Annotated in this window: 22 protein-coding genes, 1 tRNA gene and 1 pseudogene; 20 read left to right on the top strand and 4 right to left on the bottom strand. The window is 67.9% G+C overall.

From position 1 onward, the window contains the following. Positions 1-100: 100 nt before the first annotated feature. The 14 genes and pseudogenes from ACFYXA_RS23085 (at position 101) to ACFYXA_RS23020 (ending at position 16919) form a co-directional block, all read left to right on the top strand. Positions 101-538 carry an ATP-binding protein gene (locus ACFYXA_RS23085; RefSeq protein WP_389035761.1) on the top strand — a complete coding sequence of 146 codons (438 nt, stop codon included), beginning with the start codon at positions 101-103 and terminating at the stop codon, positions 536-538. Positions 539-540: 2 nt separating this feature from the next. Continuing rightward, positions 541-1860 carry a UDP-N-acetylglucosamine 1-carboxyvinyltransferase gene (locus ACFYXA_RS23080; RefSeq protein ID WP_389035758.1) on the top strand — a complete coding sequence of 440 codons (1320 nt, stop codon included), beginning with the start codon at positions 541-543 and terminating at the stop codon, positions 1858-1860. Further along, positions 1857-3086 carry a metallophosphoesterase gene (locus ACFYXA_RS23075; protein WP_389035755.1) on the top strand — a complete coding sequence of 410 codons (1230 nt, stop codon included), beginning with the start codon at positions 1857-1859 and terminating at the stop codon, positions 3084-3086. The genes ACFYXA_RS23080 and ACFYXA_RS23075 overlap by 4 nt, the downstream gene beginning before the upstream one ends. Then, positions 3083-3622, top strand: coding sequence for a dCTP deaminase (dcd, locus tag ACFYXA_RS23070; RefSeq protein WP_383475410.1), 540 nt, complete (start codon positions 3083-3085; stop codon positions 3620-3622). Before ACFYXA_RS23075 ends, dcd begins: the two co-directional genes overlap by 4 nt. Then, complete coding sequence (locus ACFYXA_RS23065) at positions 3619-4155, top strand: deoxycytidine triphosphate deaminase (RefSeq protein ID WP_389035752.1); 537 nt, start codon at positions 3619-3621, stop codon at positions 4153-4155. Before dcd ends, ACFYXA_RS23065 begins: the two co-directional genes overlap by 4 nt. Continuing rightward, a complete protein-coding gene (locus tag ACFYXA_RS23060; RefSeq protein ID WP_383475415.1) occupies positions 4152-5249 on the top strand; it encodes a glycosyltransferase family 4 protein in 1098 nt (365 codons plus the stop codon). Before ACFYXA_RS23065 ends, ACFYXA_RS23060 begins: the two co-directional genes overlap by 4 nt. 88 nt (positions 5250-5337) lie before the next feature. Next, positions 5338-6390: a serine hydrolase domain-containing protein gene (locus ACFYXA_RS23055; RefSeq protein ID WP_389035747.1), complete on the top strand. Its 1053-nt coding sequence runs from the start codon at positions 5338-5340 to the stop codon at positions 6388-6390. 120 nt (positions 6391-6510) lie between these two features. Then, a complete protein-coding gene (locus tag ACFYXA_RS23050; RefSeq protein ID WP_389035744.1) occupies positions 6511-9252 on the top strand; it encodes a TIGR02391 family protein in 2742 nt (913 codons plus the stop codon). Between the two features lie 624 nt (positions 9253-9876). Next, positions 9877-10632 carry a DUF5131 family protein gene (locus tag ACFYXA_RS23045; protein ID WP_389035740.1) on the top strand — a complete coding sequence of 252 codons (756 nt, stop codon included), beginning with the start codon at positions 9877-9879 and terminating at the stop codon, positions 10630-10632. Positions 10633-10731: 99 nt separating this feature from the next. Further along, positions 10732-11859, top strand: a complete 1128-nt coding sequence (locus ACFYXA_RS23040; RefSeq protein WP_389035737.1) for a three-Cys-motif partner protein TcmP — start codon at positions 10732-10734, stop codon at positions 11857-11859. A 594-nt stretch (positions 11860-12453) separates the two neighbouring features. Further along, the gene (locus ACFYXA_RS23035) at positions 12454-15897 is read left to right on the top strand and encodes an NACHT domain-containing protein (RefSeq protein WP_389035734.1); all 3444 of its coding nucleotides are present in this window, start codon (positions 12454-12456) and stop codon (positions 15895-15897) included. 95 nt (positions 15898-15992) lie between these two features. Beyond that, positions 15993-16180, top strand: a pseudogene (locus ACFYXA_RS23030) (phosphotyrosine protein phosphatase); the annotation flags it as partial. A 214-nt stretch (positions 16181-16394) separates the two neighbouring features. Next, a tRNA-OTHER gene (locus ACFYXA_RS23025) sits at positions 16395-16475 on the top strand. A gap of 249 nt (positions 16476-16724) precedes the next feature. Beyond that, positions 16725-16919 carry a DUF5708 family protein gene (locus ACFYXA_RS23020; RefSeq protein ID WP_389035731.1) on the top strand — a complete coding sequence of 65 codons (195 nt, stop codon included), beginning with the start codon at positions 16725-16727 and terminating at the stop codon, positions 16917-16919. 87 nt (positions 16920-17006) lie between these two features. Here ACFYXA_RS23020 and ACFYXA_RS23015 read toward each other — a convergent pair whose 3' ends face one another. Then, the gene (locus ACFYXA_RS23015; protein WP_389035728.1) at positions 17007-17786 is read right to left on the bottom strand and encodes a DUF4239 domain-containing protein; all 780 of its coding nucleotides are present in this window, start codon (positions 17784-17786) and stop codon (positions 17007-17009) included. A gap of 39 nt (positions 17787-17825) precedes the next feature. On the opposite strand from ACFYXA_RS23015, the gene ACFYXA_RS23010 reads away from it, so the two are divergent. Both ACFYXA_RS23010 and ACFYXA_RS23005 read left to right on the top strand, forming a co-directional pair. Then, positions 17826-18092 (top strand): hypothetical protein, encoded by a 267-nt coding sequence (locus ACFYXA_RS23010; RefSeq protein ID WP_389035725.1) that lies wholly within the window; start codon positions 17826-17828, stop codon positions 18090-18092. A 123-nt stretch (positions 18093-18215) separates the two neighbouring features. After that, positions 18216-18437: a cold shock domain-containing protein gene (locus ACFYXA_RS23005; RefSeq protein ID WP_389035722.1), complete on the top strand. Its 222-nt coding sequence runs from the start codon at positions 18216-18218 to the stop codon at positions 18435-18437. A 70-nt stretch (positions 18438-18507) separates the two neighbouring features. On the opposite strand, the gene ACFYXA_RS23000 is transcribed toward ACFYXA_RS23005, so the two are convergent. From ACFYXA_RS23000 to ACFYXA_RS22990, 3 genes are all read right to left on the bottom strand, one after another. Then, the gene (locus ACFYXA_RS23000) at positions 18508-19092 is read right to left on the bottom strand and encodes a hypothetical protein (protein WP_389035719.1); all 585 of its coding nucleotides are present in this window, start codon (positions 19090-19092) and stop codon (positions 18508-18510) included. Between the two features lie 252 nt (positions 19093-19344). Then, complete coding sequence (locus tag ACFYXA_RS22995) at positions 19345-20631, bottom strand: MFS transporter (protein ID WP_389035716.1); 1287 nt, start codon at positions 20629-20631, stop codon at positions 19345-19347. A gap of 290 nt (positions 20632-20921) precedes the next feature. Further along, positions 20922-21863, bottom strand: a complete 942-nt coding sequence (locus ACFYXA_RS22990) for a LysR family transcriptional regulator (protein WP_389035713.1) — start codon at positions 21861-21863, stop codon at positions 20922-20924. Between the two features lie 125 nt (positions 21864-21988). Here ACFYXA_RS22990 and ACFYXA_RS22985 point away from each other — a divergent pair, with 125 nt between their 5' ends. From ACFYXA_RS22985 to ACFYXA_RS22970, 4 genes are all read left to right on the top strand, one after another. Beyond that, positions 21989-22993 carry a fumarylacetoacetate hydrolase family protein gene (locus tag ACFYXA_RS22985; protein ID WP_389036186.1) on the top strand — a complete coding sequence of 335 codons (1005 nt, stop codon included), beginning with the start codon at positions 21989-21991 and terminating at the stop codon, positions 22991-22993. Then, positions 22990-23961 carry a cyclase family protein gene (locus tag ACFYXA_RS22980; RefSeq protein WP_389035710.1) on the top strand — a complete coding sequence of 324 codons (972 nt, stop codon included), beginning with the start codon at positions 22990-22992 and terminating at the stop codon, positions 23959-23961. Before ACFYXA_RS22985 ends, ACFYXA_RS22980 begins: the two co-directional genes overlap by 4 nt. A gap of 23 nt (positions 23962-23984) precedes the next feature. Further along, positions 23985-25106, top strand: a complete 1122-nt coding sequence (locus ACFYXA_RS22975; protein WP_389035707.1) for an FAD-dependent oxidoreductase — start codon at positions 23985-23987, stop codon at positions 25104-25106. A 71-nt stretch (positions 25107-25177) separates the two neighbouring features. Then, positions 25178-26179, top strand: coding sequence for an amidohydrolase family protein (locus tag ACFYXA_RS22970; protein ID WP_389035704.1), 1002 nt, complete (start codon positions 25178-25180; stop codon positions 26177-26179). Positions 26180-26185 lie beyond the last annotated feature (6 nt).

Raw genomic sequence — 26185 nt, 5'->3', positions numbered from 1 at the left:
CAGCTCCTGCATAACCGATGCAGCGCCAGCACCTGGGCTAACCACCCGCCGCGACCAGCTGGTTGCGTGAAGTGGCCGCACCAACTTCGGGAGGCCGCTCATGGCAGCGCACCAGCTCAACCTGTCCCTACCCGCTACCCCCACCGCGGTCGCCTCCGCCCGGCACCAGGCCGCAGAGGCGATACAAGGCTGGGAAGCGGATCTGGGCGACGAGGTGGTGCACACGGCCGAGCTGGTGATCAGCGAGCTGGTCACCAACGCCGTCCGGTACGCCGGCTCCGGCCAGGTCTCCATGGAGGTGCGGCTCATTGAGGCCGTCCTACGCGTCGAGGTGTGCGACTCCAGTCCGGTGCTGCCTCGGCCCGATTTCCCGGACGAGCACAGCGAGAACGGCCGGGGCCTGTTCCTCGTCGCCGCTCTCACCGACCGGTACGGCGCCGAGCCGACGCCCACGGGCAAACGGTGCTGGGCCGAGATCGCCCTGACCACGGGCCCGGACCACGAAATCGCCGTCTCCCTTCCCCTCCAGAGGAGTTGATGATGCCGACCACCCGCACCCCGGCCGTCGCAGCCGAAGTGATCGCCGTACGCCCCGGTCCCCCGCTCTCGGGCGCCGTCGCCGTGGACGGCTCGAAGAACGCCGCTCTGCCCTTGCTGGCCGCCGCGGCAGCCCTCGGCCGCCCGGTGCGACTGGGCAACATCCCGGCGAACACAGACGTCCAGATCATGCAGGCGCTGTTGCAGCAGGCGGGCTGGCACGTCGCACACCCGGCGGGCGAGCCAACGAGCGCAGTGGTCCTGCCGACGGAGAGCCAGCGCACACATCCCGACCTGGCTCAGGCCGCCCACATCCGCGCGTCGTACTACCTGGTGCCCGCTCTACTCGCCCGCCACGGTGCGGCCCGCTTGCCCTGGCCGGGAGGCTGCCGGATCGGCGCCCGCGGGATGGAACTGCACTTCAAGGTCTACGAGGCGTTCGGCGACCGGACCGCATTAGACGACTCCGGCTACCGCGTCGAGGCCGTCATGCCGCACACCGGCACGGTCTCGCTGGTGCTGCCGTTCCGCTCCCGTGGGGCCACGGTGGCCGCCGTCCTCCGTGCCGTGACGACCGGTCGCCCGTTGCGACTGGGTGGCCCAAATCTCTCACCGGAGGTCCTGTGCGTGCTGGACGCGCTGGACGCTGTGGGCTGGGAGATCCGGGTCGGCGAGGATGTTCTGACCCTTTCGCCACCGTCTTCCGGACAGGGTAACGCCGTGGTGTGGGAGGTACCCGGAGACAAGATCGAGGCCGGCACCCTGGCCTGCGCCGTCGCCGCCACGCGTGGCGAAGCATGCATCAGGGGCGTAGGCGGCAGGGATGTGGGGCCACTGGTCTTGGCTCTCACGCAGTTGGGCATTCCTGCCGACGTCGAGGGCGGTGCGCTCTCTGTCCGCGCCCAGGACGCGAAGTCGGCAGGGCGCCCTCTCCGCGCTATCGCCTCCCTCAGCCCGGGCGGCCTGGACGCCGACTTCGAACCGCCCCTCATGGCACTCGCCCTCGGCCTACCCGGCACCCACCTCTTCGCCGACGCGATCAATCCCGGCCGCCACGGCAACCTGTTGCCCCAACTGGCCCGCCTCGGAGCCAAGATCGAGGAGATCTCCCCCACCGAATGCCGTCTGACCGGCCCCCAGCGACTGACCGGCGCGGGTGTGGAGGCAACCGACATCCGCACCGGCTCCGCCCTCATGGTCGCTGGCCTCACCGCGCGAGGCGTCACCACCGTTGGCGGCCTCGACCAACTCCGCCGTGGTCACGCCGACCTCCCCGGCAAGCTCCGTGCGCTGGGTGCCGACATCTGCGAGGTCACCCCATGACCGCCACCCGCACCCTGCGCCAGATCGTGGCCACCACCGACGTCCACTCCACCCTCGACCACGCCGCCCCGTTCCTGACCCACCTCCACGTTCTCCGCCCGACCTCGCTCGTCGTGGACTGCGGCGACTTCTTCGAAGGCTCGGGCTACTACCGCCTCGCTCACGGCACCATCGAGCGCAAGATCCTGCTCAAGCTGTACGACGTCCTGGCGCCCGGCAACCACGGGTGGCCGCACCACTTCGAACCCGACCTCCACTGCCTCACCGTCTGCGCCAACGCCGTCCATGCCGACACAGGCGACACGCTCTTCCGCCGCGTGCGGGTCGTCGAGATCGACGGCCGACGCGTCGGCGTCACCGCGGTGATCGGTCGGCAGGCTTTCCACTCGATTCCCGTCGGCCAGCGCGCCGAACACCGCGTCACCGATCCTGTCCAGGCGCTGCGCGAGCTGATGCTCGCCCACCACCATGAGGTGGACAGCTGGATCCTGCTCAGCCACTCCGGGTTCGACGAGGACCTCAAGCTGGCGGCTGCATGCCCGTTTCTAGACGTGATCTTCGCCGGGCACTGCCACAGCGATCAATCCGGCCCGGCTCGGGTGGGCGACACGCTCATCGTCAAAGGACGGGAACTCGCCGACGGGTACGCGGTTGCCACGCCGATCGGGCCGGGCTGGGGCGCCGGCACCACTCGCTTCCCGGACCGGAAACCAGCAGCTGTTCCAGCCGAACTGTCAGAGGCGATCAAGGAAATCGGGAGAGTCGGGAAGGAGTTGGCAAGCGGCCTCGGGCCCGTCGCTCGGGCGTATAGCCACCAGACACCCGATCGCCGCGGCCTGCTCCTCGACCTGGCCACGCGTCTGCGGAGCGGACTCGGCGTCGACGCAGTCATCCTCAACCACACCGCGCTGCGGCCTGTCCCGCTCGACGACATCCTCACGCTGGGCGACCTGCTCGCCATCGAGCCCTTCGGCAACCAGCTCGTTCACGCCCGTATCCCAGAACACTTCCGTCAGGACGTTCACGGCCTGTTGACCTCCCTCACGGAACAGGCCGGTCCTCTCGTCGCGTCGCCGGACCCGTTGCCGGACGGCATCACCACGATGCTGACCACCGACTACCTCGCAGACAACTACCTGGCCGGCCGCTCACACGCAGCAGGGCTGCTCCTCGGTCAGGCCCTCAAGCACGTCCTCACTGCGCCCGCCGACGGAGGCACGCGATGATCCTCACCGGCCCCGAAATCACCGCCGCCGCGCACGACGGCCGCCTGCGGATCACGCCCTTCGCCTCCGAGCAGGTCAATCCCAACAGCTACAACGTCCGCCTCGGCCCGATGCTGCTCACCTACACCGCCGACGTCCTGGACGCCCACCAGCCGAACGCCACCACCGAGTGCACGATCGGACCGGACGGGTACGTCCTCCAACCCGGCGAGCTCTACCTCGGCCACACCCTCGAAGAGGTCGGCTCCGACGTCTTCGTCCCGCTGCTGTTCGGTCGGTCTTCCGTCGGACGGCTCGGCCTCTTCGTGGAGATCACCGCCCCCATCGGGGACATCGGCTTCCACGGCCAATGGACCCTGATGCTCACGCCGATCCGCCCCCTCCGCGTCTATTCGGGCATGCGGATCGGACAGATCATGTTCTTCGCCTCCGTCGGCCCCATCTCGCCATACGCAGGCAAGTACCAGGCTGCGACCGGCCCGCAGCCCTCCGCCTACTGGCGCGACGTGACCAAGCTCCGGGCGGTGGCCTCGTGATCCTCACCGGACTCGCGATCGCCGCCGCTCAAGCCACGGGTGAGATCGTGATCGAACCGTACGATCCGGCCCGCCTCTCCCCCAACGCATACGACTGGCGCCTCGGCGACACCCTGCGCATCTGCGACGCCGATCTGGACGCGGCCTCTCCGACTCCGTACGCCGAGACCGCCATCCCGGACTCCGGATATGTCCTGCACCCTGGCGTGCTCTACCTCGGCATCACCCTCGAGATGACCGGATCGGAGACGTACGCCCAATTCCTCAACGGCGACCGCACCATCGGCGCGCTTGGCATCTGGGTCCACGTCTCCGCCCCGCTCGGGCATCAAGGCCACGCGATCCGCTGGACGCTGGAGATCCGTGCCGCCAGACCGGTCCGCGTCTATCCGCGGATGACCTTCGGCAAGCTCGTCTTCCTGCACAGCCTCGGCACCCCGGCCAGCTACCAACAGCACGGCCTCAAGTACACCGCGACCGCAGGCATCGACATCTCGCGCCTCTACGAGGAGCTCGCCGGAGGTGGCACGTGAGTCCACAGGTAGCGACCGTCCTCGACCTGCCCTTCGGCAGCGCCGGCGGCAGTGTCGAGCTCTTCCTCGACCTCTACACCGGCAAGAACCCACCGATCTCGGCCAGCGCCTTCATGCTCGCCCCGCAGGCGCCTCCGCCCCACCTACCTGCGGAGCTGGAGCTGGTGGCCGTACCTGGTAAATGCCTCTCCGGGCCTCCATTCACGGCGTACGTGGCCGCGTTGCGCCGGGCCCTGGCGCAGCGCATCGACCCATCCAGCGTCGACGTCCTCCACCTCCAACACCTCACCTTCGGCGGAACTCCGGCCCTGATACGCGCCCTACCCGCACACCCTCGCATCGCGCTCGTCCACGGCACCGACCTGCTGTTCGCCGAAGCCCACCGTGACCAGCTGCGTGTCCTGCAGGAAACCGCGCGTCTCGCGGACGCCATCGTCGTCCCGACCGGCGCCATGGCGGATCGGCTCCTTCAGCTCGCACCCACCACGCAGCGCAGGAAGATCGCAAAGATTCCCTGGGGCATCCCCGACCATCTGCTCACCACCCCACCGCCGCGCCCGGCCCGCCGACCGACCGGACACCTCCGGCTGCTCTACGCAGGACGCCTCACCGCCGAGAAGGGCATCGAGGCACTCCTACGCGCGATGCCCGTAGCCCAAGCCGTTGAACTGAGCATCGCAGCGCCTCGTCACCAGTTCCATGGTCTTGCCCCACTTCTGCGCCAGCTCAAGGTCCACGTCCGCTATCTCGGCTGGCTCAGCCGTCCACAGCTGTGGAGAGCCTTCGCCGACCACGACGTCCTCGTCATGCCCTCGACCACCCTCGAAGCCATGGGCCTCGTCGCTCTCGAAGCCCAAGCCTGCGGACTACCGGTCGTCTACCAGCCCGTTCCAGGGCTGAGCGATACCCTCGCCGCAACCGGCCTGGCCACCGACTTCACCAACCCAGCCACCCTCGCCCAAGACCTCAGCCGTCTCCGCTGCGCACCCGGCCTGTTGGCGACCCTCCAAACTGCGGGCCGCACCAACGCCGCTCGCTACCCCCTCAAGGTCACCGCCGCTGCTCTGGCCGACCTCGGCAAACAGCTCATCTGACCTGTTCGTGCCGCAGCCGGTTCCGGTCCGGCCTCCTCACTACGCTGACCAACGGGACATCTCACGGCCCACGATCGATCGGGAGACCATGGCGCTCGACCTCGACACCGACCGCATCCACCGACTCCTCCACGACGGTGCACGCGACAAGATCTACCCAGGCGCCGTGTGGGCCGTCGGTGACAGCCGAGGAACCCGAGCTAGCGGCAGTACAGGCGTCCTGGATCCCGAGCGGCCCGACGAGCCGATGCGGAGCGACACCGTCTTCGACGTCGCCAGCCTGACCAAGATCCTTGCTGTGTGGTCATCCATCGGTTGCCTCGTCGAGGACGGCAAGCTCCAACTCGACGCGCCGCTTGGCGACTTGTGGCCTGAAGTGAGCGGACATCAACTGGCGCAGGTGACCGCACGCCATCTGCTCACCCACACCGCCGGCGTCCCGCTCCGGGCCAACCTCAAGAACCTGTACGGCACCGACCCGCAGGACGTCCGCGACGGCGTCCTGCGTGAAGCCCTGCATCGCCCGCCCGGCGAGGCCGTGGAATACACCGACCGCGCCGCCCTTATCCTCGGCTACCTCGCCGAGCACCTCTCCGGTCAGCGGCTCGACGCGCTCGCAGCCGAACGCGTCTGGCGCACGCTGGGCATGGCACAGACCTGCTTCGGGCCGTTGAGCCTCGAGGCAGCCGCCCGCTGCGCACCGACCGAACTCGACGACGGCACGGGAACCCATCTCAAGGGGACCGCCCACGACTTCTCTGCCCGTCTGCTCGGCGGGGTGTGCGGCATCGCGGGGGCCTTCTCCGTCCTCGACGACCTCGCCACGTTCCTGCGCTACCTCCTCGATCCCAACCAGCCCAACGCATCACCCGGATTCAGCGCGGACTGGATCAAGGAATCCCTCCAGATCCACACCGGTGAACTGGCGCCGCCCCGCGGCCTGTTCTGGCACCCCGCACCAGGCACGACGCCGGAAGCCGACGACGTCTGGGTGCACTACGGCTTCACCGGCACCGCCATGTGGCTCTCCCCCCGGAAGGACCGCTGGGCAGCTCTGCTCACCAACAAGCTCTACTACAGCCGGGACCGCGAACCTCTCACCGGCATCCGCAACGAGTTCCGCTCCCTCGTCGTCGCCTGAACAGCCCCGCCGTTCAGGCTCCGACCACTAGCTCATCCACAGAGACGGCGCCCTCGCTCAGCTGGAGGTCCTGGTCGAATAAGGGCGTCGAGAGTGTGCTGGGTAGTTGAGAATGATGGCATGGCGCTGGGTGAACAAGAGCAGCAAATTCTCGATCTCATCTACGGCTTGGTCTATCCCCAGGGAACCTGGCCCACTTACCGCACGGTCGATCTACACATGGACAAGCGCCTCGGCATCGGTGATACCCAGGCCGCATTGCTGTCCGTGTCAGAGGAGTTGCTGAGGCGTCCCTGGCAGGTCGGGTTCTATGACAACGACGAAGTCCGCCTGACCCTCCGCGGCGTCAATGCCTGCCAGTGCGGCAGAGACGATCTTGACGCTCTCGCTTCCTTCTTGGGTTGGGTGTGCTCGCGTGAGGCCCAGACGCCAGTCGACCCTCCCGACTTCATGGTCACCAGCCGGGAGTACGCCGAGGCGCGCGGACTGGATTTGGGCCCTGTGCCTGATGCCCAACCTCCCCAGCCAACTCCTCCGGGCCAGCAGTCTGTTTCTCCAGAAGCGGCTAGAACTCGGGAGACGATGATTCACCTCCGGGTCCTCGGCATGCTGGTGCCGAGTTTCTGGCAGTCGGCAGGGCACAGTCACGAAGGCCCATGGGATTGGACTTTCGTCATCGACCGGCGTCGCCTGCGACGCTATCGCGAAGTCCGAGGCGGTGCTGACCTCCTTCGAATCGAGGAGGAGCTTCAGCAGAGCGCCCCTCTGGCAGTCGCGCCGGCGCCCCAACCGGAAACCGACACGCCGGACGAGCAAACGATCCTCGCGGGCGATGTAATCACCACTGCTGAGGACGCCCGAGTGGTTGTTCCGAGCCCCCGCGCCGGCTACGAGACCATGCTGTCAGTGCTGCGCGAAGACGTCGCTGCACTGTGCACCGCAGCCGTGAGCCAGGAGCGCTACGACGACGCCATCTTCGACGCCTTCCGACACGTGGAAGCCGAGGTACAACGCCGCACCGGACTGCATGACGTGATTGGGAGCCGACTGCTGCAACATGCGTTCATGGAGGAGGGGCCACGCCAGATCAAGGTGACGCACCGACAAGGTGACCAGCAGCGGCTATACGAGATGTTCGGGGCCGCAATCGGCCTGCATCGTGGAGACCGTGCACACAAGGACAAACCAGCCCTCATCTGTCGGACCTTGCAGGAATGCGTGCGGCTCCTCGCCCATGCTTGCGTCCTACTCGATCTCCTTGATCGGGACATGGCCGTGACCCCGACGATTCTCGGCTATGCCCAGCGCGACGACGACACACTGACTCTTCGGGTGGAACGCGCCACCCCAACCACCCGAGTTCTCATCGACGAACGGCCATGCCCAGTCCTACGCCGCGGCCTCGGGACTATCACAGTGTCCACAGTCGGCATTCCGACCGACGAACATGACGTAGTCCTGATCGACGGCTCGCTACAAAGCCCCAGCACGCCAATCTGGTTGGTCAGGGCAGCAGGACTGGCGAACTGGTACCGCGTGGAGGAGGTCAACATCCCCCTCTACACAAACCAGGACTGCATCGAGCCCCTGGACGTCACCGGCATCCGGCTCGTGATCCGAGAAGCGGGAGTCGAAGGCCAACGGATTGTCGCAACCAAGCGCTCCTACGTCCCCGGTGACTACGTCACATGGAGCTGGGACACCACGAGGACGCTATCTCGTGCTTGGGCCCGCGGCCGCTCCAACGAGCCAGCGTTTGTCGTATTCGACGCATCAACACTCTTTGACGGCGATCCGACTGCAGCTGCGCACCCAGCCCGCACCATGCGCATCAGCTTGGAACCGCCTTTGATCAAGGCCCGTGTCAAGGAGTTCCATCCCCTTCGTGCGCTGGCCTGGAAGACGGACGGCACGGCCGCTTGGACCGAGCCGATCGACAATCCCAAGATCAGCTCTGACAACAGCAGTTCCGTCTCCGTCGAACGCCAGAAGGGCATGCGCGTCAACGCGACAGGCCACTGCACGCTCCGTCTGGAACACGAAGGACAGTACGCCGAAGCAGTGGTCGAAGCCGGCGCACACCCCCGCGGCACTGTCACGGACTGGGTCACCGCCCTACCACCCGTCAGTGACATCATCTGGACGGAGAAGACCGGACTACTGATCGCCACCCGTGAACCCACCATCTGGCAGATCGACCCCAGCACGCGGAAACTACAGCCGGCTGCGGGTGTCGTACCCAAGCCACCGTTCTATGGAGGGGTCGAGACCCTGGCCCGCGCTGGAAACGGTGACTTGGCAATCCACCTCTTCGGCGAGCCGGACCTCCTGGTCCTCACCACGAACTCGGACTTGAGCGCCAGCTACACCGTCAGCAAACCTGAGCCGGAAAACTCGATTTTCGCTTTCGCCTGGCAAGGCATGGATCTCATCATTGCCATGCACACCCAGACGCTCTGGCGTTACACCCCCGATGGCCAGTACACGTTGCTTGGCCGAACCCCCCACCTCATCAAACGGCTTGCTCCGGATCCGGCCACCGGCAAACTACTGGGGATCACTGTCGAGACGAAGAGACAGCAGATCTGCCGCATTGACCCAGACCAGCCCGACGCCATGGAAGAACTGCTCGCCGATCCGCTGCAGACAAACACGCTTGCCGCTCTTGCACCAGCGCGGAGCGGCGAGATCTACGTGACGGACTTCTACGGCGGACGACTCCTATGCGTCGGCCCCGACGGCTCGCTCACCACGATGGTCGCGGGCCTTAAGAACCCCAACGCAGTCGGTGTCGACGGCGACGGAACGGTCTATGTGGCGGACTTCGCGGACCAAGCTGTCATCAGGCGGGTCATGCCGTGACCCTGTGCCAGAGAGCGCGCTACGCCGTTGGAGAGCCGACAAGGTGCAAGAGGCCCTTACCCGTTTGGTGACCGCACGGTCTTGCGTTGACCGCACGTGCGCAGTCGCAATGCCGCGCCACTCGCTGTCCTCCGCCAGGGCAATCTTCGCCGAGGCTGGGGGCCCAGTAGCGCCGACCTCTTTCCGTCTTGGGTCCCATGCCCTCCGCGTGCCCATAAGGGCGGTGAACTGAGGTCACTAGCGGTGCCTCAGCCGCCTCACGGCTACAAACAAGTAGCGCGAATCTGCAGGTCAGCACGCCTCCCTCGAGAGAAGCGCCGTCGCTTCCCAAGCCGAGAGCGCGAGTTCGCTGCTCGTCACGCGCTCCATGAGGCCGTGGACAGCCGCCGGGCTGTGCGGGCGTCCAGCGGTGAGCCGATACCTCACGGCCGACGGCTTCTACTGACGGCTAGCCATCAGACATCGGCTTTCGATCCCAACTCCCCCTTCACAGAACACCTGTTCGACGTGAAGGATGGGGGTGATCGCGTGTCAGTTCGGCACGTCGCTCGTTAGGCAGCGCAGTCGAAGCGCCGGGTGGGAAAGCGCTGATGACCAGCGTCCACCCGCTACGGGAGGGGACCCATGGGCGATCGCAGCACAATCGAGTGGACCGAGGCGACCTGGAATCCCACCACAGGATGCGACCGGATCTCCCCCGGGTGTGACAACTGCTACGCCTTGACGTTATCCAGGCGCCTCAAGGCCATGGGCGTTGCCAAGTACCAGACTGACGGGGATCCCAGGACATCCGGCCCGGGCTTCGGCCTCACCCCTCACCCTGACGCACTGGCCATTCCCCGCCAGTGGAGGGCCCCACGGATGGTCTTCGTCAACTCCATGAGCGACCTTTTCCACGCCAAGGTCCCCCTTGACTTCGTCCGGCAGGTCTTCCAGGTGATTGCCGAGACTCCCCAGCACACCTACCAGCTACTGACCAAGAGAGCCCGCAGGCTGCGACGTGTGGCTGGTGAACTCGACTGGCCCTCCAACCTGTGGATGGGCGTCTCCGTCGAAGATGCAGAGCACCTGGATCGTGTCGACGACCTTCGACAGGTTCCCGCAGCCGTGCGCTTCCTGTCCTGCGAGCCGCTTCTCGGTCCGCTTACCGGTCTACAACTGGACGGCATCGGTTGGGTTATTGCCGGAGGCGAGTCCGGGCCCCACCATCGCCCCGTACAGGAGGAGTGGCTGGTGGACATCCGCGACGCCTGCAACCACGCCGAAGTGCCCTTCTTCTTCAAGCAATGGGGTGGCCGCAGCCCGAAGTCAGGGGGCCGCGAACTCGACGGAACAACGTGGGACGAGATGCCGGCCCGACTGCCTGTCGCAGCCCATTAACGGCCAAAGTCCAGCAGACGCCGTACGCACTCTGGTGACATATGGCAACGGTGTGTGACCCTCTCCCCAGCGAGGCCGACGGGAGTAGGGGGACCGATCGTGGCCGTACCGAAGGATGCCGTGTGGGAACGCGATCCGCACACGGCTGCCAAACATGACTTACTGAAGCAGTACTTGGCGGCATGGGCGCCGATTCTGCTGTCACGACTCGACGTGATCAGTTACGCCGAAGGCTTCGCGGGTGCCGGCGTCTACAAACAAGGCGAGCCCGGCTCCCCGGTCATCGCTTACGAAGTCTTCGCCGACGCTCTGCACCGGTTCCCGAAACGTATGCGGGTGATCCTCATGGAGGAGGACGCCCGGCGCGTCAAAGAGTTACAGCGCCAGATGGAGCTCGCCCGCTCCCGGCAAACGGACGACATCACCAAACGAATAGCGGTCGATATACGTCACGGAGATTTCCACCCGGCCCTCCTGCAGAGGCTGCGGAGCATCGGCGCATTGGGGAAGCCTCTCTTCGTCTTGTTGGACAGCTTCGGCGGACCCGACATCCCCTTCTCGCTCCTCCAGGAGCTGGGGCGCCATCCCAGCACCGAAGTGATGGTGACCTTCGAGCCCAGCTTCCTCACCCGGTTCGCCGAGAAGCACGACGGCCACCGCCAATTCGGCGACGAAGCCTTCGGAAGCCAGGAGTGGCAAGGCGTCTTCCAGCAGCCGCCGTCAGGCAAGTTCACCTTCCTGCGCGAGCAATACCGGAACACGCTGCGCCAGGCCGGCTTCACGCACACGCTGTACTTCGAGATGGTCGACGAGGGCGGCAGGATGCTCTACCTGATCTTCGGCACCCAGCACGAACTGGGGCTGGAGAAGATGAAGGACGCCATGTGGAAGGTGGACCCTTCCTATGGCGTCCGCTACCGCGACCCCAGGGACACTCAACAGCAGATGCTTGACCTCGTATTCGAACCAGATACGGCTCCGCTGCGACGGATCCTGCACGACTTCATCTCCGAAACGCCCAATGGGCGAAGCATCCCCGAGCTCAAGCGATACGCCCTCTTGGAAACCGTCTATCGGCCCGCCCAAGTGATCGAGGCCGTCCGACAGTTGCGTGAGGCGGGGGCCGTGACAACGGAACCTCGTGCCATCAACTCCAAGACGCGAGTGAGCCTGGCGGTGATGCCGCCCACTACCCGTCCGTCAGCCGAGCAAGGCGCTCTCTGGTGAGAGGCCGCGATGGCACATGAGCCTGGGAAACGGCGTTGACTCGTAAGAACTACCGAGAGGAGTTTTCCCAGGTCAACGCACATTACCTTGCGCAGCCCCAGGTCAGCGCGCGCCCGTCACCATTCGCTGCCCAAGTGGCAAGATACAGCTCTCTGCCACAAGCAGGGCGCACCGCCCCGGTTCTGATGGAGGCTCTGATGCGCTTCGTGCTGATGCCGGCCAGACCGGTAGGCCGGCGGGCGGGAGCCCCGGCTGCGGGACACTGGCGATGGCCTGTGCGTCGCCTTACCGGTCCGGGCGGACGCTGATCGCGCCCGGACTTTCACAGGGCGGAGACCACGAGGGCTCAGGCACCCGAACGCCAACCGCCCTTGTCTCGCCCCCACCTCTCGGCGTGACGTCTTACCATGGGGCGGTGCTCCGCCAGAGATCCGGAGCAAGCAGTGTGGGTCGGTCGGGCGGAGTACGGTCGGGGTGAGCAGGGCGGGGCAGGCTGGGGAGGTCGGCAGTGTCTTCCGATGCGAGCTGGCCACGCACTTGGCCGTACACGGGCTCCGTGGCCGCCCGGTGTCGGGGCTGGACGTTCCTGTAGGGGTGTGGCCCGTCCGGCTGGACTTCGAGACCAGCGACCCGACCGACGACATCCGTGTCACCTTCTCCGACGGGCGCCGCGCCTACGTGTCCGCGAAGCGAAAGATCGACCGAGGGCGTCCGCTGGAAGAGACGCTGACGGGGTGGGTGGGACAGGCTCCGACGCTCGGCCCCGACGATCTTCTGGTCATCGCCGGCGAGGAACTCGTCGGGCCGGTAAAGAACCTCGACCGGGCTCTGCGACGCCGCCGTGCGGGCCTGCGCATGGAGACTGGTGACGAGTCCAGGGCCCTCGCCCTCCTCGCCGACCGGCTTCCGTCACGGGTCCGCGAGCTCGTCCTCGACCGGGCGCGTGTTCTCCACCTACCCGGCTCGACCGGACCTGCACCGCACCGTGACTTCCTGGCTGCCCTGATGGACCTCGTCGTGGCGGACGCACAGGGACACCGTGCCGTGAGCGCCCTGGCCGACTTCTTCCATCGGCAGGCGGGCGAGGCGCTCGGGAGTTCCGCCGAGGACTGGGTTGCCGCCCTGACCGCCTCGAGGGTGACCGTGCTCCCGGACCAGGGGGGTCCGGTGGCGATGCGTCTGGCCTCCCGTCGGAACGCCGTCGACTCGTACCGCACCCGGCTTACAGCGGAGGCCGGACGGATCGACCTCAGCCTGCTCGCCGATGACCTCCCGCCCCTCGTCGTCGACGACCTCATCGGCGGCCTCCGGATCGACGTGGAGGGCGAGCGCACCTCCTCCTTCCTCCTCCAATACCTGAGGCGCTGGCGCCGCATGCTCATCGTGGGGCAACCGGGCTCAGGCAAGTCGGTGGCGGTACGCGAGATCGCGGCCCACTGCGCCAGCCACGCGGACGCCCCCGCCCCGATCCCCGTGTCGCTGCCGCGTCTGCTGAAGGGACAGCCGCGACGCTTGACCCTCGATGGCCTGGTCAATGACGCCGTGGCGGACACCGTGCAGGACGCGGACCGGGGACCGCTCGCGGCGTACCTCCATGAGGAAATCGGTCAAGGGCACGTGCTCCTCCTCTGCGACGGGCTGGACGAATGCGGGGCGCGCGCGCCGTGGGTCGCGCAACAACTCGAAGAGATTCTCGCCTCTCTGCCCCCCTCCTGCGGGTTCGTGGTCACGACACGGACGAACGGACAAGGGGCCGCGGCGCGGCTCGGCCTGCCCCGGGTCGAGCTCGCGCCTCCTCAGAATCTCGACGCAACGGTCGACAGCATCCTCGTCGCCTGTGCCAAAGCACGGATTCCCGGGCCGGACCGAGCGGCCTTCCTTGCAACGCGACGCGCCTGGATCAAGGATGCGAAGAAGGAACACGCGCATCTGCTCGCAGTGCCGCTGCTCGCCGCTCTGCTCGCCCTCGTCTGCGCGAACGTGCCGGACGCCGACCTTCCTAAAGGGCGTGCGGCGTTGTTGCACCGCGCGGTGGAACAGTCCGTGCACCGGTGGGAGGGGCTACGGGGGACGCTCGACCCGGCCCGGCCCTGGGCACCCGCCCTGACGACGGGCATGCTCCTCGACGGATTCGTCACGCTCGGACGGCTCCTCGAGGGCGAGGCGACTCCTCCAGCGGGACGCGCCCTCGAGTCACTGACCGGCATGCTGAGGGACCCGCTGCGATGGGCCATGCCGCCCGCCGCAGCCGGCGAGGTGGCGGAGCACGTACTCCGGTTCTGGGACGAGCACGTCGCCGTGTTCGTGGTGAACGGCGCGGGCGAACTCACCACCCGCAGCAAGGTCTTCGCTGAGATCGCAACGGCCATGTGGGCACAGTCGTGCGGGGCCGAGGAACTGCGGGACTGGCTGCGCCACGCCCTCGTCCACACGGACTCCGACGGGGCTATCGCACTCGCCGCCGGACTCGATTCCCGTACGGCTGAGGCTCTGCTCGACGTCGGCGAGACACAGCGGGAGGCCACCCTCATGGTGGCTGACCTCGCGGCGCGCGGTGTCGTGGCTCTTTCCGACGGCGAACTGGAACGGGCCCTGGACCAACTCACGGACGGTGCTCTTGGCGCGCTCGCGGGCGAGCCGGTACTCCCGCGCGGCCCTAGCAAACCCCCGGAGTTCTTCCCGGCGCTGTGGGACAAGACGCGTGACGCGGGGCCCTGGCCCTTCGTGGAGGCCGCGTGTCTGCTGGCCCTGCCCTCGACATCGCGGCGTGGGCGAGCGGACCTTGTGGAACTGTCCGAGCTCGATGACACCGCCGAGTCGATCGCCCGGGCCCTCTGCGCGCTGACGGACGCCCGCACGGACGCGGCCCCCTTGGGCGGAGCGGAGATCGACGCGCTCCGCGCGGTGCTGGCGCTTCCCCTGCCGCAGGACTCCGAGATGGTGCAGAAAGGGCGGCGCAGTTGGGAGATGGTCGGTGGCGGCCGCCTCACACCAGGGCTCGAGCAGGTCGCCCTAGGCGCGGCCGAGCACCTGGGAGAACTTCCCGACGACGCGGGTGAGTACGTGTTCGCCCTCGCGATGCACACGCCTGGGTACGTCGCCGAGAGGATCTACGCCGTACTCGCACGCGCGGGATTCGACACGAGTCGGCGTTGGGGGAACATCGCCGCTCAGCTGCGAGACTGGGCATCCGGCGCCCTGGACGACAGAGCGGCTCTCCTTTCGGACCTCGTGTCACTCCACGGCCGGTGCCCGGAGTCCACAGGTGGGGATTTCTGGTCGCTCACCGCCCTCGGCGACCTTCTCTCGGCGACCGGATACTCCGATGCCCCGGCGCACGAGATCGACCGCGCCTTCGCCCACGACAGCGCGGCGGAACGCCGGGCGTGGCTCGACGCGATTGCTGACGCGTACGACATCGACAAGGCGGCCGTGGCTACCCAGGCTCGTCACCTCCAGCAGATCACCGCGCCCGATGCCCTGCTGGACGAATGGCTCGTCGCGGGCACACCGCCTCTGGTCAAGCCCTCGCCCATCCCCGGCGTCGGGCAGGTCCTCACGGACGCCCAGCAGACGGCGTTGCTGGCGTGCCTGGAAGCGGACTCCTCGTGGATGGCGTGGTCGGCGGCGAACGTGCTGATCAACCTGGAGGGAGGTCGCGTTCCGTGGGACGGTCAGGAGCTGTTCGGCAGGGACATGACCCATTGGCCTCGCCACCGGGCGGCCCTATTCCACGCCGTCGCCATCATGACCTCAGGCGATCGGCGCACTTCGCTCCTGGCACGGGCTGCTTCCGCGGAGTCGGCAGACCACCGAGTGGCGGCGAGAATACTGATCTCTGCCGTACCGCGTCTCGACCCCAACGGTTCGATCGTGGAGGCGCTGCGCCGGGACGCCGACCTGTCGGTCCGTCCGAAGGACGCGCATCAAGTCACGCCTGGCCCGACGCACTGGAGTTGTAACCACTGCCGGACGGTCCAGGCCCTCGACACCGAGGACTGTCCGGAGTGTGACGACGGTGTGCGCCCTCGGTCCTGAGGGGTGAGTCAGGAACAAAACCACGCGCGACGTGTCGGGCGAAGGCGACCACCGCTGGAAATGGAGCGGCGGTCACACGGAGTCCACCAATCATGATCCTCACCGTTGACGCGGTGAAGGAATCCGACGTGCGCGTCACGATGGGTTGCGGCGACACCTTCACCAGCAAGCGCTACCTGACTGGAAGCTGGACGACCTCGCCGACCAGGGCGTCGAGGCTGTATATCCCATCCGCGACCAGATCAAGACGATGGTCGTGCACCTAATCACCGGGATCACGCCGGCGAACCAAAGGCCACAGCGTAAGCGCCTTACGCGCGGCAACGACCGGATCGGTTGGGCAAGCACAAGCCGACAACGGCGGCTCTTACCAGTGTGTTTCGGGGTGCGGACCCACGATGCCTTCCGGAACACATGCAGCACACATGCGGCCGAGAAGCGCTGCGAACACGCGAGAACCGGCAAAGCGTGTTCCGCAGCTCAACCGCTCTTCGTCGGTAGTTTGCGCAGGTCAAGACCCCGCCCAGGGAAAACTCCTAAAGCGGGTGTCGCAGGTTCGAATCCTGCCGGGGGCACCAGCGCAAAGGCCCCGGACCGATCATGGTCCGGGGCCTTTGGCATCCACTTCTGACAACACACACGGCCGCACCACGATTGATCGCGGGGCGGCCGTGACATGACGAAGGCGCGACTTCCGATCCATCGAAGTGTGTAGTGCGCATCTCATCCGGCGGGTTGAGGTTGCGCCCCGCCTCCCCACCTAGGGTTGTGGGCGAGCAACAGCCCTGGTCGCCAGGGACGTAGCGACTTCAAGGAGAACAGTCACCATGGCTCCCGCCTCGAAGAACGTCGTCGAGGGTGCAGTGTGCGCCGTCATCGGAGTTGCGCTGCGCATGTTCACCGAGGATGTCCACATTCCCGTCTTCACGCTCACGAAGGTGGGCGTGGTGCTGATCGCCATCGGTGGCATACAGCTGCTTTACGGCGTGTACCAGGCGTTCAGCGCGCGGAGTGCGGAGTAGCGGATGGCCGGTCAGCGGCGTACCGCTCGGACCGCGCCGCCTGGTTCCGCCAGCACCCCGGCGTGTCCGGGCGTGCCAGCCCAAGCGTCACCAGAAACGCTGGAGAACTCCTTCCTTGAATACATGAGGACTGACCGCCAAGTCACCCATGAACGGGTAATCCAGCGTCACAATGAGGGCCGTACTGAAACCGAGCAATGCGCTCACTGCCATCGTCAGAAAAAAGTGAGCGACAAAACTTTCAATTTCGAGCATGCAGACGAGAAGCGTGACCGCCAAGCCGCCGCCGAGAACTAGGGCGTAAAAGATCGGAGGAAGGTTATGGTCGCTCCGCTCGATCCGTTGACGCCGGTGGAGGATCACCTCGTCCAGATTCTTTACCATGTCACCATAGAATACGGATTCCTTGCCTGAATCGGGCGTCTGCCGTTGAATTGTGGAGATTAGATTCTCGAGCGGCTGGCTGGCTACGGGCACTTTCTTCCCGGCCTTCATGGTTGGCCACTCATCCCCCACGACGTCATGAACATAGTGGTCCACGGCACCGTCGATGGCCGCGCGTGCCTCACCGTCGAAAACTTGCGCGTTCCGGACCAGCTGTGAAAGCGCTGTGGCCTCCCCGGCCACATCTGTCCGCGCCGTCTGAACTTCCTGCCATAGCACAACAATACTAAAAGCCAGAATAACGCCGTAAATAGCTCCGTACAGCCCCAAAGCGATCGGCAGCCCTTCGTTCAGCTTAGGGAGATACGGTTTCGCAAATCGGCGTACGACGGCGAGCAGAATGGCCCCGGTCAGGGCGAAGACTCCGACGACCAGCAAGACGACTGCCGGCCCGGGCATATGGCTCAACAGCCATCGACTCACTTCAACAGCCCTTCTTCACAGTTGTGGCAACCTGCGCGCGTGGCCAGCGCGGACATCGCATTGAGCCGGCACTTCGCCCTGATGCTCATGAGAGCACGTCATCAGGTCAGGCCGTCAGATACCACGCTGGCCGAGCCGACCGGAAAGGACACCGTGAAGTGCCAGGTGAGTCCCGGCGTCACTGCACGGGGTGGCCGGTGGCGGGGCCATCGGGAGATGATCGACGCGATCGCGTTGCAAGCAGACGCACGCCTGAACGCGGATGCCTGTGCTGCGGCCGGTACGTCTTTCGAGCGGCCCGGCTGAAGCGTCACCGTGCTTCACGGAGGACCGGGCCAGCCTGGGCGGCCAGACCGTGTGATCTTATGAAATAGATGAGGGGAGAGACAGACGAGTCGCCGCAGGGGGACCCGTAAGGTCGCCGCAGTCGTGACTGCGACTGTGCGCGAGTGGAGGGACGAGGAGGGTTGGGGTGTCCTCGACTCGCCCGAGACCCCTGGAGGATGCTTCGGCCACTACTCCGACATTCAGACGCCCGGCTTTCGCACGCTGTCACCAGGGCAACAGGTTGATCTCTCTTGGGAAGCACCCGGCTTCAAGCAGGACGGCTACGACTACCGGGCAGTGAGCATCGTCCCCCGCCCCGTCTGACATCCACGGCCGCGAACGCTGCACGTGGTCAAAACACGTCGTGGCCGGGGCGGTCGTCTCCGCGACGGCCTCAGCGCTGACTGTTGCGGAATCCGATGACCACGGCACCCCACCAGCAGGCCTGAGACACGAGAGCTGTCGCGGCTCCCCGGGCGAGGAAGCGCGGGGCAAGGGCGGCGGCAGAGCTCCGTTGCGTCATGCGTCTGTTCAGGAGCCCGGCCTGGAGGCCGTTGAGTGTGAGGACGAGCACCAGCCCCAACTTGATGCGGGTGAGGGCGGAGCCGAGGTCCGGGTGGAGCATCACTCCGCTGGCCACGAGACCGACGAGGCCGGTCCAGATGGGGACGTGGAGGCGGCCCGCGCTGTTCAGGGCCTCACTCAGGGTGCAACGGCCCGTCAGACACAGGAGAGCGTAGTAGTCGGCCACCAACACCGCTCCGAAGCCGAGCACGAGCGAGGCCAGATGGGCGAAAAGCGCCATGGTGTGGAGGGTGGCGTCCACGCGCAGGTGCAGGGATATCCAGGCGCATGCCGAGAGACCCAGGCAGGCGGCGAGTGCGGCAGCCCCGACCGTCCACCACGTGTCGTACAGCCCCAACCGCCGGGTGGGCGCCGCCTGAGGGGACATGGGCGACTCCGGGGGCAGTACGGACACAGACGACTCCTGGGGCGATCACGGGCGAGATTTAGGTAAGGCTCACCTAACAGTGATTTCAAGTCAAGGCCGGAAAGTGATCAGGGTTCCAACCGCGACGCAAGCGTGATCAGGGCGTGCCGCTCCCGCGACCTGCCCTTCGTCCGCCCAGGCGAGGTCGTCGCAAGGGCGCGGCTGTACTGCAGTGAAGTACAGCGACCCCGCCGACCAGCACCGACCGTCCATGCCCCTGTCTCCTGGCCCCGTGCCAGGTCAGCCCGCCGTCTGCTGGATCGGTTCCGGGGTGGCTCCCGTCCGGCGGCGTCGGGCGGCGAGGCCGAGGGCGGCGGTGGCGACGGCCCCGGCGAGGGCGAGTACGCCCAGGGCGTTCGCCAGCGCGCCGACGGCGGAGGTGAGCGCGAGGACCACGAGCGGGCAGATGAACTGGCCGAGGAAGAAGGAGCCCGTCCACAGGCCGGTGCCGCGGCCGCGGTCGGCGTAGTGGAGCTTGGACATGGCGAGGGTGAGCAGACTCGGCAGCATGATGCCGCTGCCGAGGCAGTTGATCACCGCGCCGGCGGTCAGTACGACGGGGTCGGGGGCGAGCCAGATCACCGCGAAGCCGACGGCGGACAGGCCGAAGGCGGTGGGCAGCCAGGCCTGCGGGCTGCGGCCGACCTTGGCGAAGACGACGGCGCCGATCACGACCGCGGCACTGGAGCAGGCTGTGGCCAGTCCGATCACGCCGGTGCTGCTCACGCCCATGTCGTCCAGGAGGAACGCCATCTCCACCTGGACGGTGTAGAAGAGGACGGCGCCGAAGAGGGTCAGCGCGCAGGTGCCGGCCAGTGGACGCCAGGGGAAGGGCCGCTCGGCCACCGGTTCCGCGGCGGTGGTGGCGGGCTCGTCCGCGTGGTCGGCCGGGCGGGGCCGCGGCAGGAAGGCGGCCATGGCCGGGGCGAGCAGCAGGCTCACGGCGTAGGCCCAGAACGGTGCGCGCCAGCCGGCCGATCCGGCCGCACCGCCCAGCACGAAGAAGGCCGTCGCGGAGATCGAGGCGCACATCGTCTGCATCGCGAGGTAGCGGTCGCGTTGCCGGCCGGAGTAGTAGTCGCCGATCAGCGTGGTGCTGCAGGTCATGATGGCGGCTTCGGCGACGCCGACGAGGGCGCGGCTGGCGACGATGGCGCCGAGGGAGTCCAGCCACAGGGGGGCGGTGCCGAGGATCGCGTACAGCACGGTCGAGACGACGAGCAGGCGTTTGCGGCCGAGCCGGTCGACGAGGACGCCGGCGAAGGGGGCCAGCAGCGCCAGGGAGAGGGCGGGGATGGTCAGGGCCATGGGAACGAGCGCGTCGACGCCCGGCACGTCGGCGAAGTGGGCCTGCATCTGCGGCAGGACGGGGGCGATGAGCACGGCGCCCAGGATGGGCAGACAGGCGCCGGCCATCAGCAGCGTGAGGCGAAGCAGGTGGCCGCGGCCGGTGACGGTGTGTTCGGGCGGGGCGTCCGCGACAGCTGCGGGAGGCGGGGAAGGGAGCGGGGGCACGGATGCGGGCATGCGGGAACTCCACGTGGCGCGTCGGGAGGAGGACGGGGCGGTGCGGCCCTCGTGGTCGGGCCGTCCGGTATCCGTGGCAGGTTCGGAGCGGGGAGCCGATGACTGCCGGACGTCGCGGCGGGCCGGCTCGCCGGGCGCCTGCGCGGTCCCGGCAGCGGGGGATGGTGTGGCTCCGGTGTCCGGTGGGGACGACTATGGGTCAGCGGACAGGTCCTGCCTAGCCCTCATTTGATCGATATCCAAGATGTGGATCATCCGTACCTTGGATGCTGGGCACCTGTAGGAGCCCGCTATCTCGGTGCGACAGTGGCGATACGGCCGGGCTGGGAAGCGGCCAGCTCCGCTCCCACGCGGGCCGCGGTCTCGCGCAGCCAGATGTGGGCCGCGTCGTGGGTGTGCACCGGGTGCCACCACAGTGCCTCCTGGAGAGGGACCGCCCCGTAGGGCGGTTCCATGAGGCGTACGGCGGCCACGCCGCGCAGCTTCTCGGCGAGGCGCTGCTGTACCAGAGCGATCCGGCGGGTGCCCGCGACCAGGAAGGGCAGTGCTTGGAAGCTGTCGACGGAGACCTCCACGCGGGGATCGACACCGAGCATGCTCAGCTGCCGGGCGGCCGGAGCGTCGTAGGCGCGCTGGTAGATGACCCAGGGAAGCCGTGCCAGGTCGTCCATGGTCAGCTGGTCGCCGACCTCGTCGTTCGTCTCGGCCACCAGGAAGGCCCAGCGGTCGGTGAACAGGTCGACGGTGGGGAAACCGCTGATGATGCCGCGCGGCATCAGAAGCCCGTCGGCCGTGCTGAGCAGCGGTGCCGTGTCCTCGGTGACATCGATGGGTGTCCTCTGGAAGCGCAGCCGTACCCCCGGGGCCTCGGCGTGCACGGTCCGGGCGAGTTCGGCGCCGAACACGGCGAGGGCGTAGTCGGAGGTGAGCAGGGTGAACTCGTGCTCCTCGCTGCCGGGGGAGAAGTCGGCCCTGCTGCTGAAGACCCGTTCCAGCAGGTCGCAGGCGGTCGAGGTGCGGTCCAGCAGAGCGCGGCCGAGGGCGGTCAGTTCGTACTGTTTGCCGACGCGTGAGAGCAGGTCGTCGTCGAAGTGGCGGCGCAGGCGGGCCAGGGCCGCGCTCATCGCCGGCTGACTGAGCCCGACGCGCTGCCCGGCGCGGGTGACGTTGCGTTCCTCCAGCAAGGCCCGCAGGGACAGGACGAGATTGAGATCGAGGCCGGAGAGGGACATGGCGCCTCCAGAGCGAGCCCCTTGCGGGCGGCAGTCATTCACACCACAGATGATCATTATCCAAAGAATCTATTTCCCAGATTACGGGGTGGCGGTCACATTGGTCTCACCGCAATCTGGAGGACATTCCCGTGAACCTCGCAGCCGCTTCCGCGTCCTTCTCCGGACCCTTCGCCCTTGGCGTTCTCTCTGCCTCTGACCTGGTGTCTTTCCCTGGTTTTGTGGCCCCCGGGGGGCGCGTTCTGGATCTTCGTACGGCCCTCGGGGAGCCGGCCCTGACGGCTCGGGGGATCTTCGAGCGCTGGGACGAGCTGCTCCCTCGCCTGCACGAGTTCGCGGCCGACGAGACGGCCGACTGGCGGCCGTTGGAGCACCTGCGGGCGCACGCGCCGGTCGAGCCCCGCCAGGTCTTCCAGTCCGGTGCCAACTACCGGCAGCACGTGATCGACCTGGAGGTCGCCCACCGGGCCCCTGACGACCCCCGCACCGTGGAGGAGGCGCGCGCGGAGATCGCCGCGGTCATGGACCGGAGGGCGGCCGAGGACCTGCCGTACGTGTTCACCGGCCTGCCGAGCGCGATCACCGGCCCCTTCGACGACGTCGTACTTCCGGACTGGGCCGAACAGCCCGACTGGGAGCTGGAGTTGGCGGCCGTCATCGCCAGGCCCGCCTACCGGGTGACGGTCGCGGAGGCCCTGGAGCACGTGGCCGGCTACACCATCGCCAACGACCTCACCGACCGCTCCAGCGTCTTCCGCCGGGACATGAAAGCCATCGGCACCGACTGGCTGCGCTGCAAGAACGCTCCCGGTTTCACCCCGCTCGGCCCGTGGATCGTGCCCGCCGAGTCGATCGCCGACCCGGGTGACCTGCGCGTCACGCTGAAGCTCAACGGCGAGACCATGCAGGACGAGTCCACCAAGGACATGCTCTTCGGCATCGCGCGGCTGGTGTCGTACATCTCCCGGACCTCCCGGCTTCTGCCCGGCGACCTGGTGCTCACCGGCAGCCCGGCCGGCAACGGAATGCACTGGGGACGGCTGCTGCGCGACGGCGACGTCATGGAGGGCTCCATCACGGGGCTGGGCGCGCAGCGCAACCGCTGCGTCGCCGAGAGGACGGCGTCGTGACGGCCCCGCCCGACCCCACGGATGCCGAGGCCGCGATCGCCGAGGCCGCCAAGCGGTGTTCCAACTGGGGGCGTTGGGGCGAGGGCGACGTGCTCGGCACGCTGAACTTCCTCGACGAGGCCAAGCGCCGCGAGGGGGCGGCCCTGGTCCACCGGGGCACGAGTTTCTCGCTGTCGCAGCGGTTCGACATGAACGGGCCGCAGAAGGGCTGGCGCCGCCGCACCAACCCCGTCCACACCATGCTGGACACGGGAACGGACGCGGCGCTGGGCAACCAGGGCTTTCCGCACGGCATCGGCGGCGCCGACGACGTGATCACGATGCCCCTGCAGTGCTCCACCCAGTGGGACGGACTCGGACACATCTTCGACCACGGCAAGGCGTGGAACGGACGCGACGCCGCGAAGACCGTCACCTCCGACGGCGATCTGGTCACCGGCATCGAGCACATGGCCCCGTACGTCGCCGGACGCGGAGTCCTCCTCGACGTCGGCCGGGTGATCGGCGACGAACGCGGAGAACTGCCGGACGGTTTCGCGATCACCGAGGAACACCTGACCGCGACAGCCGAGGCGCACGGCGTGGCCGTAGGCCGCGGGGACATCGTCGTCGTCCGGACCGGGCGGCTGACGCGCGCCCGCCGCGAGGGCTGGGGCGACTACGCGGGCGGAGACTCTCCCGGCCTGTCCTTCACCACCGCCGGCTGGCTCCACGCGAGCGAGGTCGCCGCCATCGCCACCGACACGTGGGGCTTCGAGGTACGGCCGAACGAGTTCGACGGCGCCTTCCAGCCGCTGCACCAGGTCGTCATCCCCCACATGGGCCTGCTCATCGGCGAGATGTGGGACCCCGACGCTCTCGCGGACGACTGCGCGTCCGACGGCGTGCACGAGTTCTGGCTCACCGCCGCGCCCCTGCCCATCACCGGAGCCGTCGGCTCCCCCGTCAATCCCGTCGCCGTCAAGTGACTCGTCCAACAAGGGAGTTGGCCATGGAAGGAAAGAGAGTCCTGGTCATCGGAGGGGGCACCTCCGGCAACGTCATGACCGTGCTGCTGCGGCGGGCCGGCATCGACGTCGACCTCGTCGAGGTCAAGGAGGACTGGAACGTACGCGGCTCCGGCATCACGCTTCAGGGCAACGCCCTGCGGGTGCTGCGCGAGATCGGCGTCTGGGACGAGGTCCGCGAGCACGGCTTCGGCTTCGACTCCCTGGGGCTGACGACGCCCGACGGCACCGTGCTCCACGTCGGCGACGTCCTCCGCACCGGCGGAGACGACCTCCCCGCCACCCTGGGCATGCAGCGCCCGGTGCTCCAGCGCATCCTCGTCGACGCCGTCCGGGCATCCGGCGCGAACGTCCGGCTCGGCACCACCGCCGAGATCCTCACCGAGGACGACACGGCAGTGAGCGTCCGGTTCAGTGACGGCACCGAGGGCGGCTACGACCTCGTCGTGGCCGCCGACGGCCTGCACTCCGCGACCCGCGCCGCCATCGGCATCGACGTCGGACCCGAGCCGACCGGCATGGCCATCTGGCGTGTCCCGGCGCCCCGCCCGGCCGGAGTGGAGCGCAGCGACCTCTGCCACGGCGGTCCCTGCTACATCGCCGGCTACTCGCCCACCAGCAAGGACACGATCTACGCCTATCTGGTCGAGGCCGGCCGCGACCGCGACACGATCCCGCCCGAGTCCTACGCGCAGGAGATGCGCCGCCTCGCGGAGGGCTACGGCGGTGCCTGGGACGAGATACGCGACTCGATCACCGACCCGGCGCAGGTGAACTACACCTGGTTCGACCGGATGCTGGTCGAGGGGTCCTGGCACCGGGGCCGGGTCGTCCTCGTCGGCGACGCCGCGCACTGCTGCCCGCCCACGCTGGCCCAGGGCGCGGCCATGGCCCTGGAGGACGCGTGGGTGCTGTCCCAGCTGCTGACCGACGGATCCGCGTGGGACGAGGAACTGCTCACGCGCTACCACGAGCGGCGGATCGACCGGGTCCGGATGGTCGTCGAAGCGTCCGTGCAGATCGGGCAGTGGCAGCTCGACGGCGTGCCCGGTGACGTGCCCGGGCTGCTGGGCTCCACGATGCCGGTGCTCAGGGAGCTGCCGTGACGGCCCACCCGCCCCCGGCTACCGCTGGGAGCCGCCCTCAGCCCGAGCCCCGCCCCTCGTCGAGCAGGCACGTGCACACTTCCCCGACTGTCGACGTACACGCGCACCTCCTGATCCCCGAGGTCGAGGCCCTGGTGGCCGGCCTGCCGGGCCTGGCGGAGGCCAAGGCCCTCGACGCCCGCCGCAACGGGCCCGCGGCCCAGGCCGTCAGCGGCCCCATGGTCGCCGAGCGCGTCCCGAAGCTGTCGGACGTCGCCGTACGACTGGCCGCGATGGACGCGCAGGGTGTGGACGTCCAGCTGGTCAGCCCGTCGCCCTCGCACTACCACTACTGGGCGGACGAGGAGACGGCGGAGAAGGTGTACCGGCTCGCGGGCGAGGCGACGGCCGCCCACTGCGCCCAGGCGCCCGGCCGGCTGCACGGTCTGGGTATCGTCCCCCTGCAGCACCCGGAATCAGCGGTACGCGCGCTCGAACTAGCCTTGGGCATGGGGCTGTTGGGCGTCGAGATCTCCTCGCACGCTCCGGGCCGGGAGCTGTCCGACCCCGCGTACGAACCCTTCTGGACCCGGGCCGAGGAGACGGGCGCGATCCTCTTCCTGCACCCCTTCGGCTGCACGCTCGACGAGCGCCTCGACCGGTGGTACCTGTCCAACACCGTCGGCCAGCCCACCGAGAACGCCGTCGCGCTCTCGCACCTGATCTTCTCCGGGGTGCTGGACCGGCACCCGGAGCTGAAGGTCGTCGCCGCGCACGGGGGCGGCTATCTGCCTACCCACATCGGCCGCTCCGACCACGCCTGGTGGGCCCGCTCCGACGCGGGCGCGGGCTGCGCCCACCCGCCCAGCAGCTACCTCAAGCGCCTGTACTTCGACTCCCTGGTCCACGACCCGCAGGTACTGCGGGCGCTGATCGGCGCGGTCGGTCCGGACCGTGTGCTGCTCGGCTCCGACTTCCCCTTCGACATGGGCGCCGAGGACCCCGTCGGCGCACTGCGCGCCGCACGCCTGCCCGCCGACGACTTCCACGCCGTGCGCGGTGGCAACGCGACAACGCTGCTGCGCCTCACCTGACCCCGC

This window comes from Streptomyces sp. NPDC002566, assembly GCF_042889585.1.
Classification (GTDB): Bacteria; Actinomycetota; Actinomycetes; order Streptomycetales; family Streptomycetaceae; genus Streptomyces.
The sequence above is the reverse complement of the archived record's forward strand: the minus strand, read 5'-3'. Positions and strand labels throughout refer to the sequence as shown.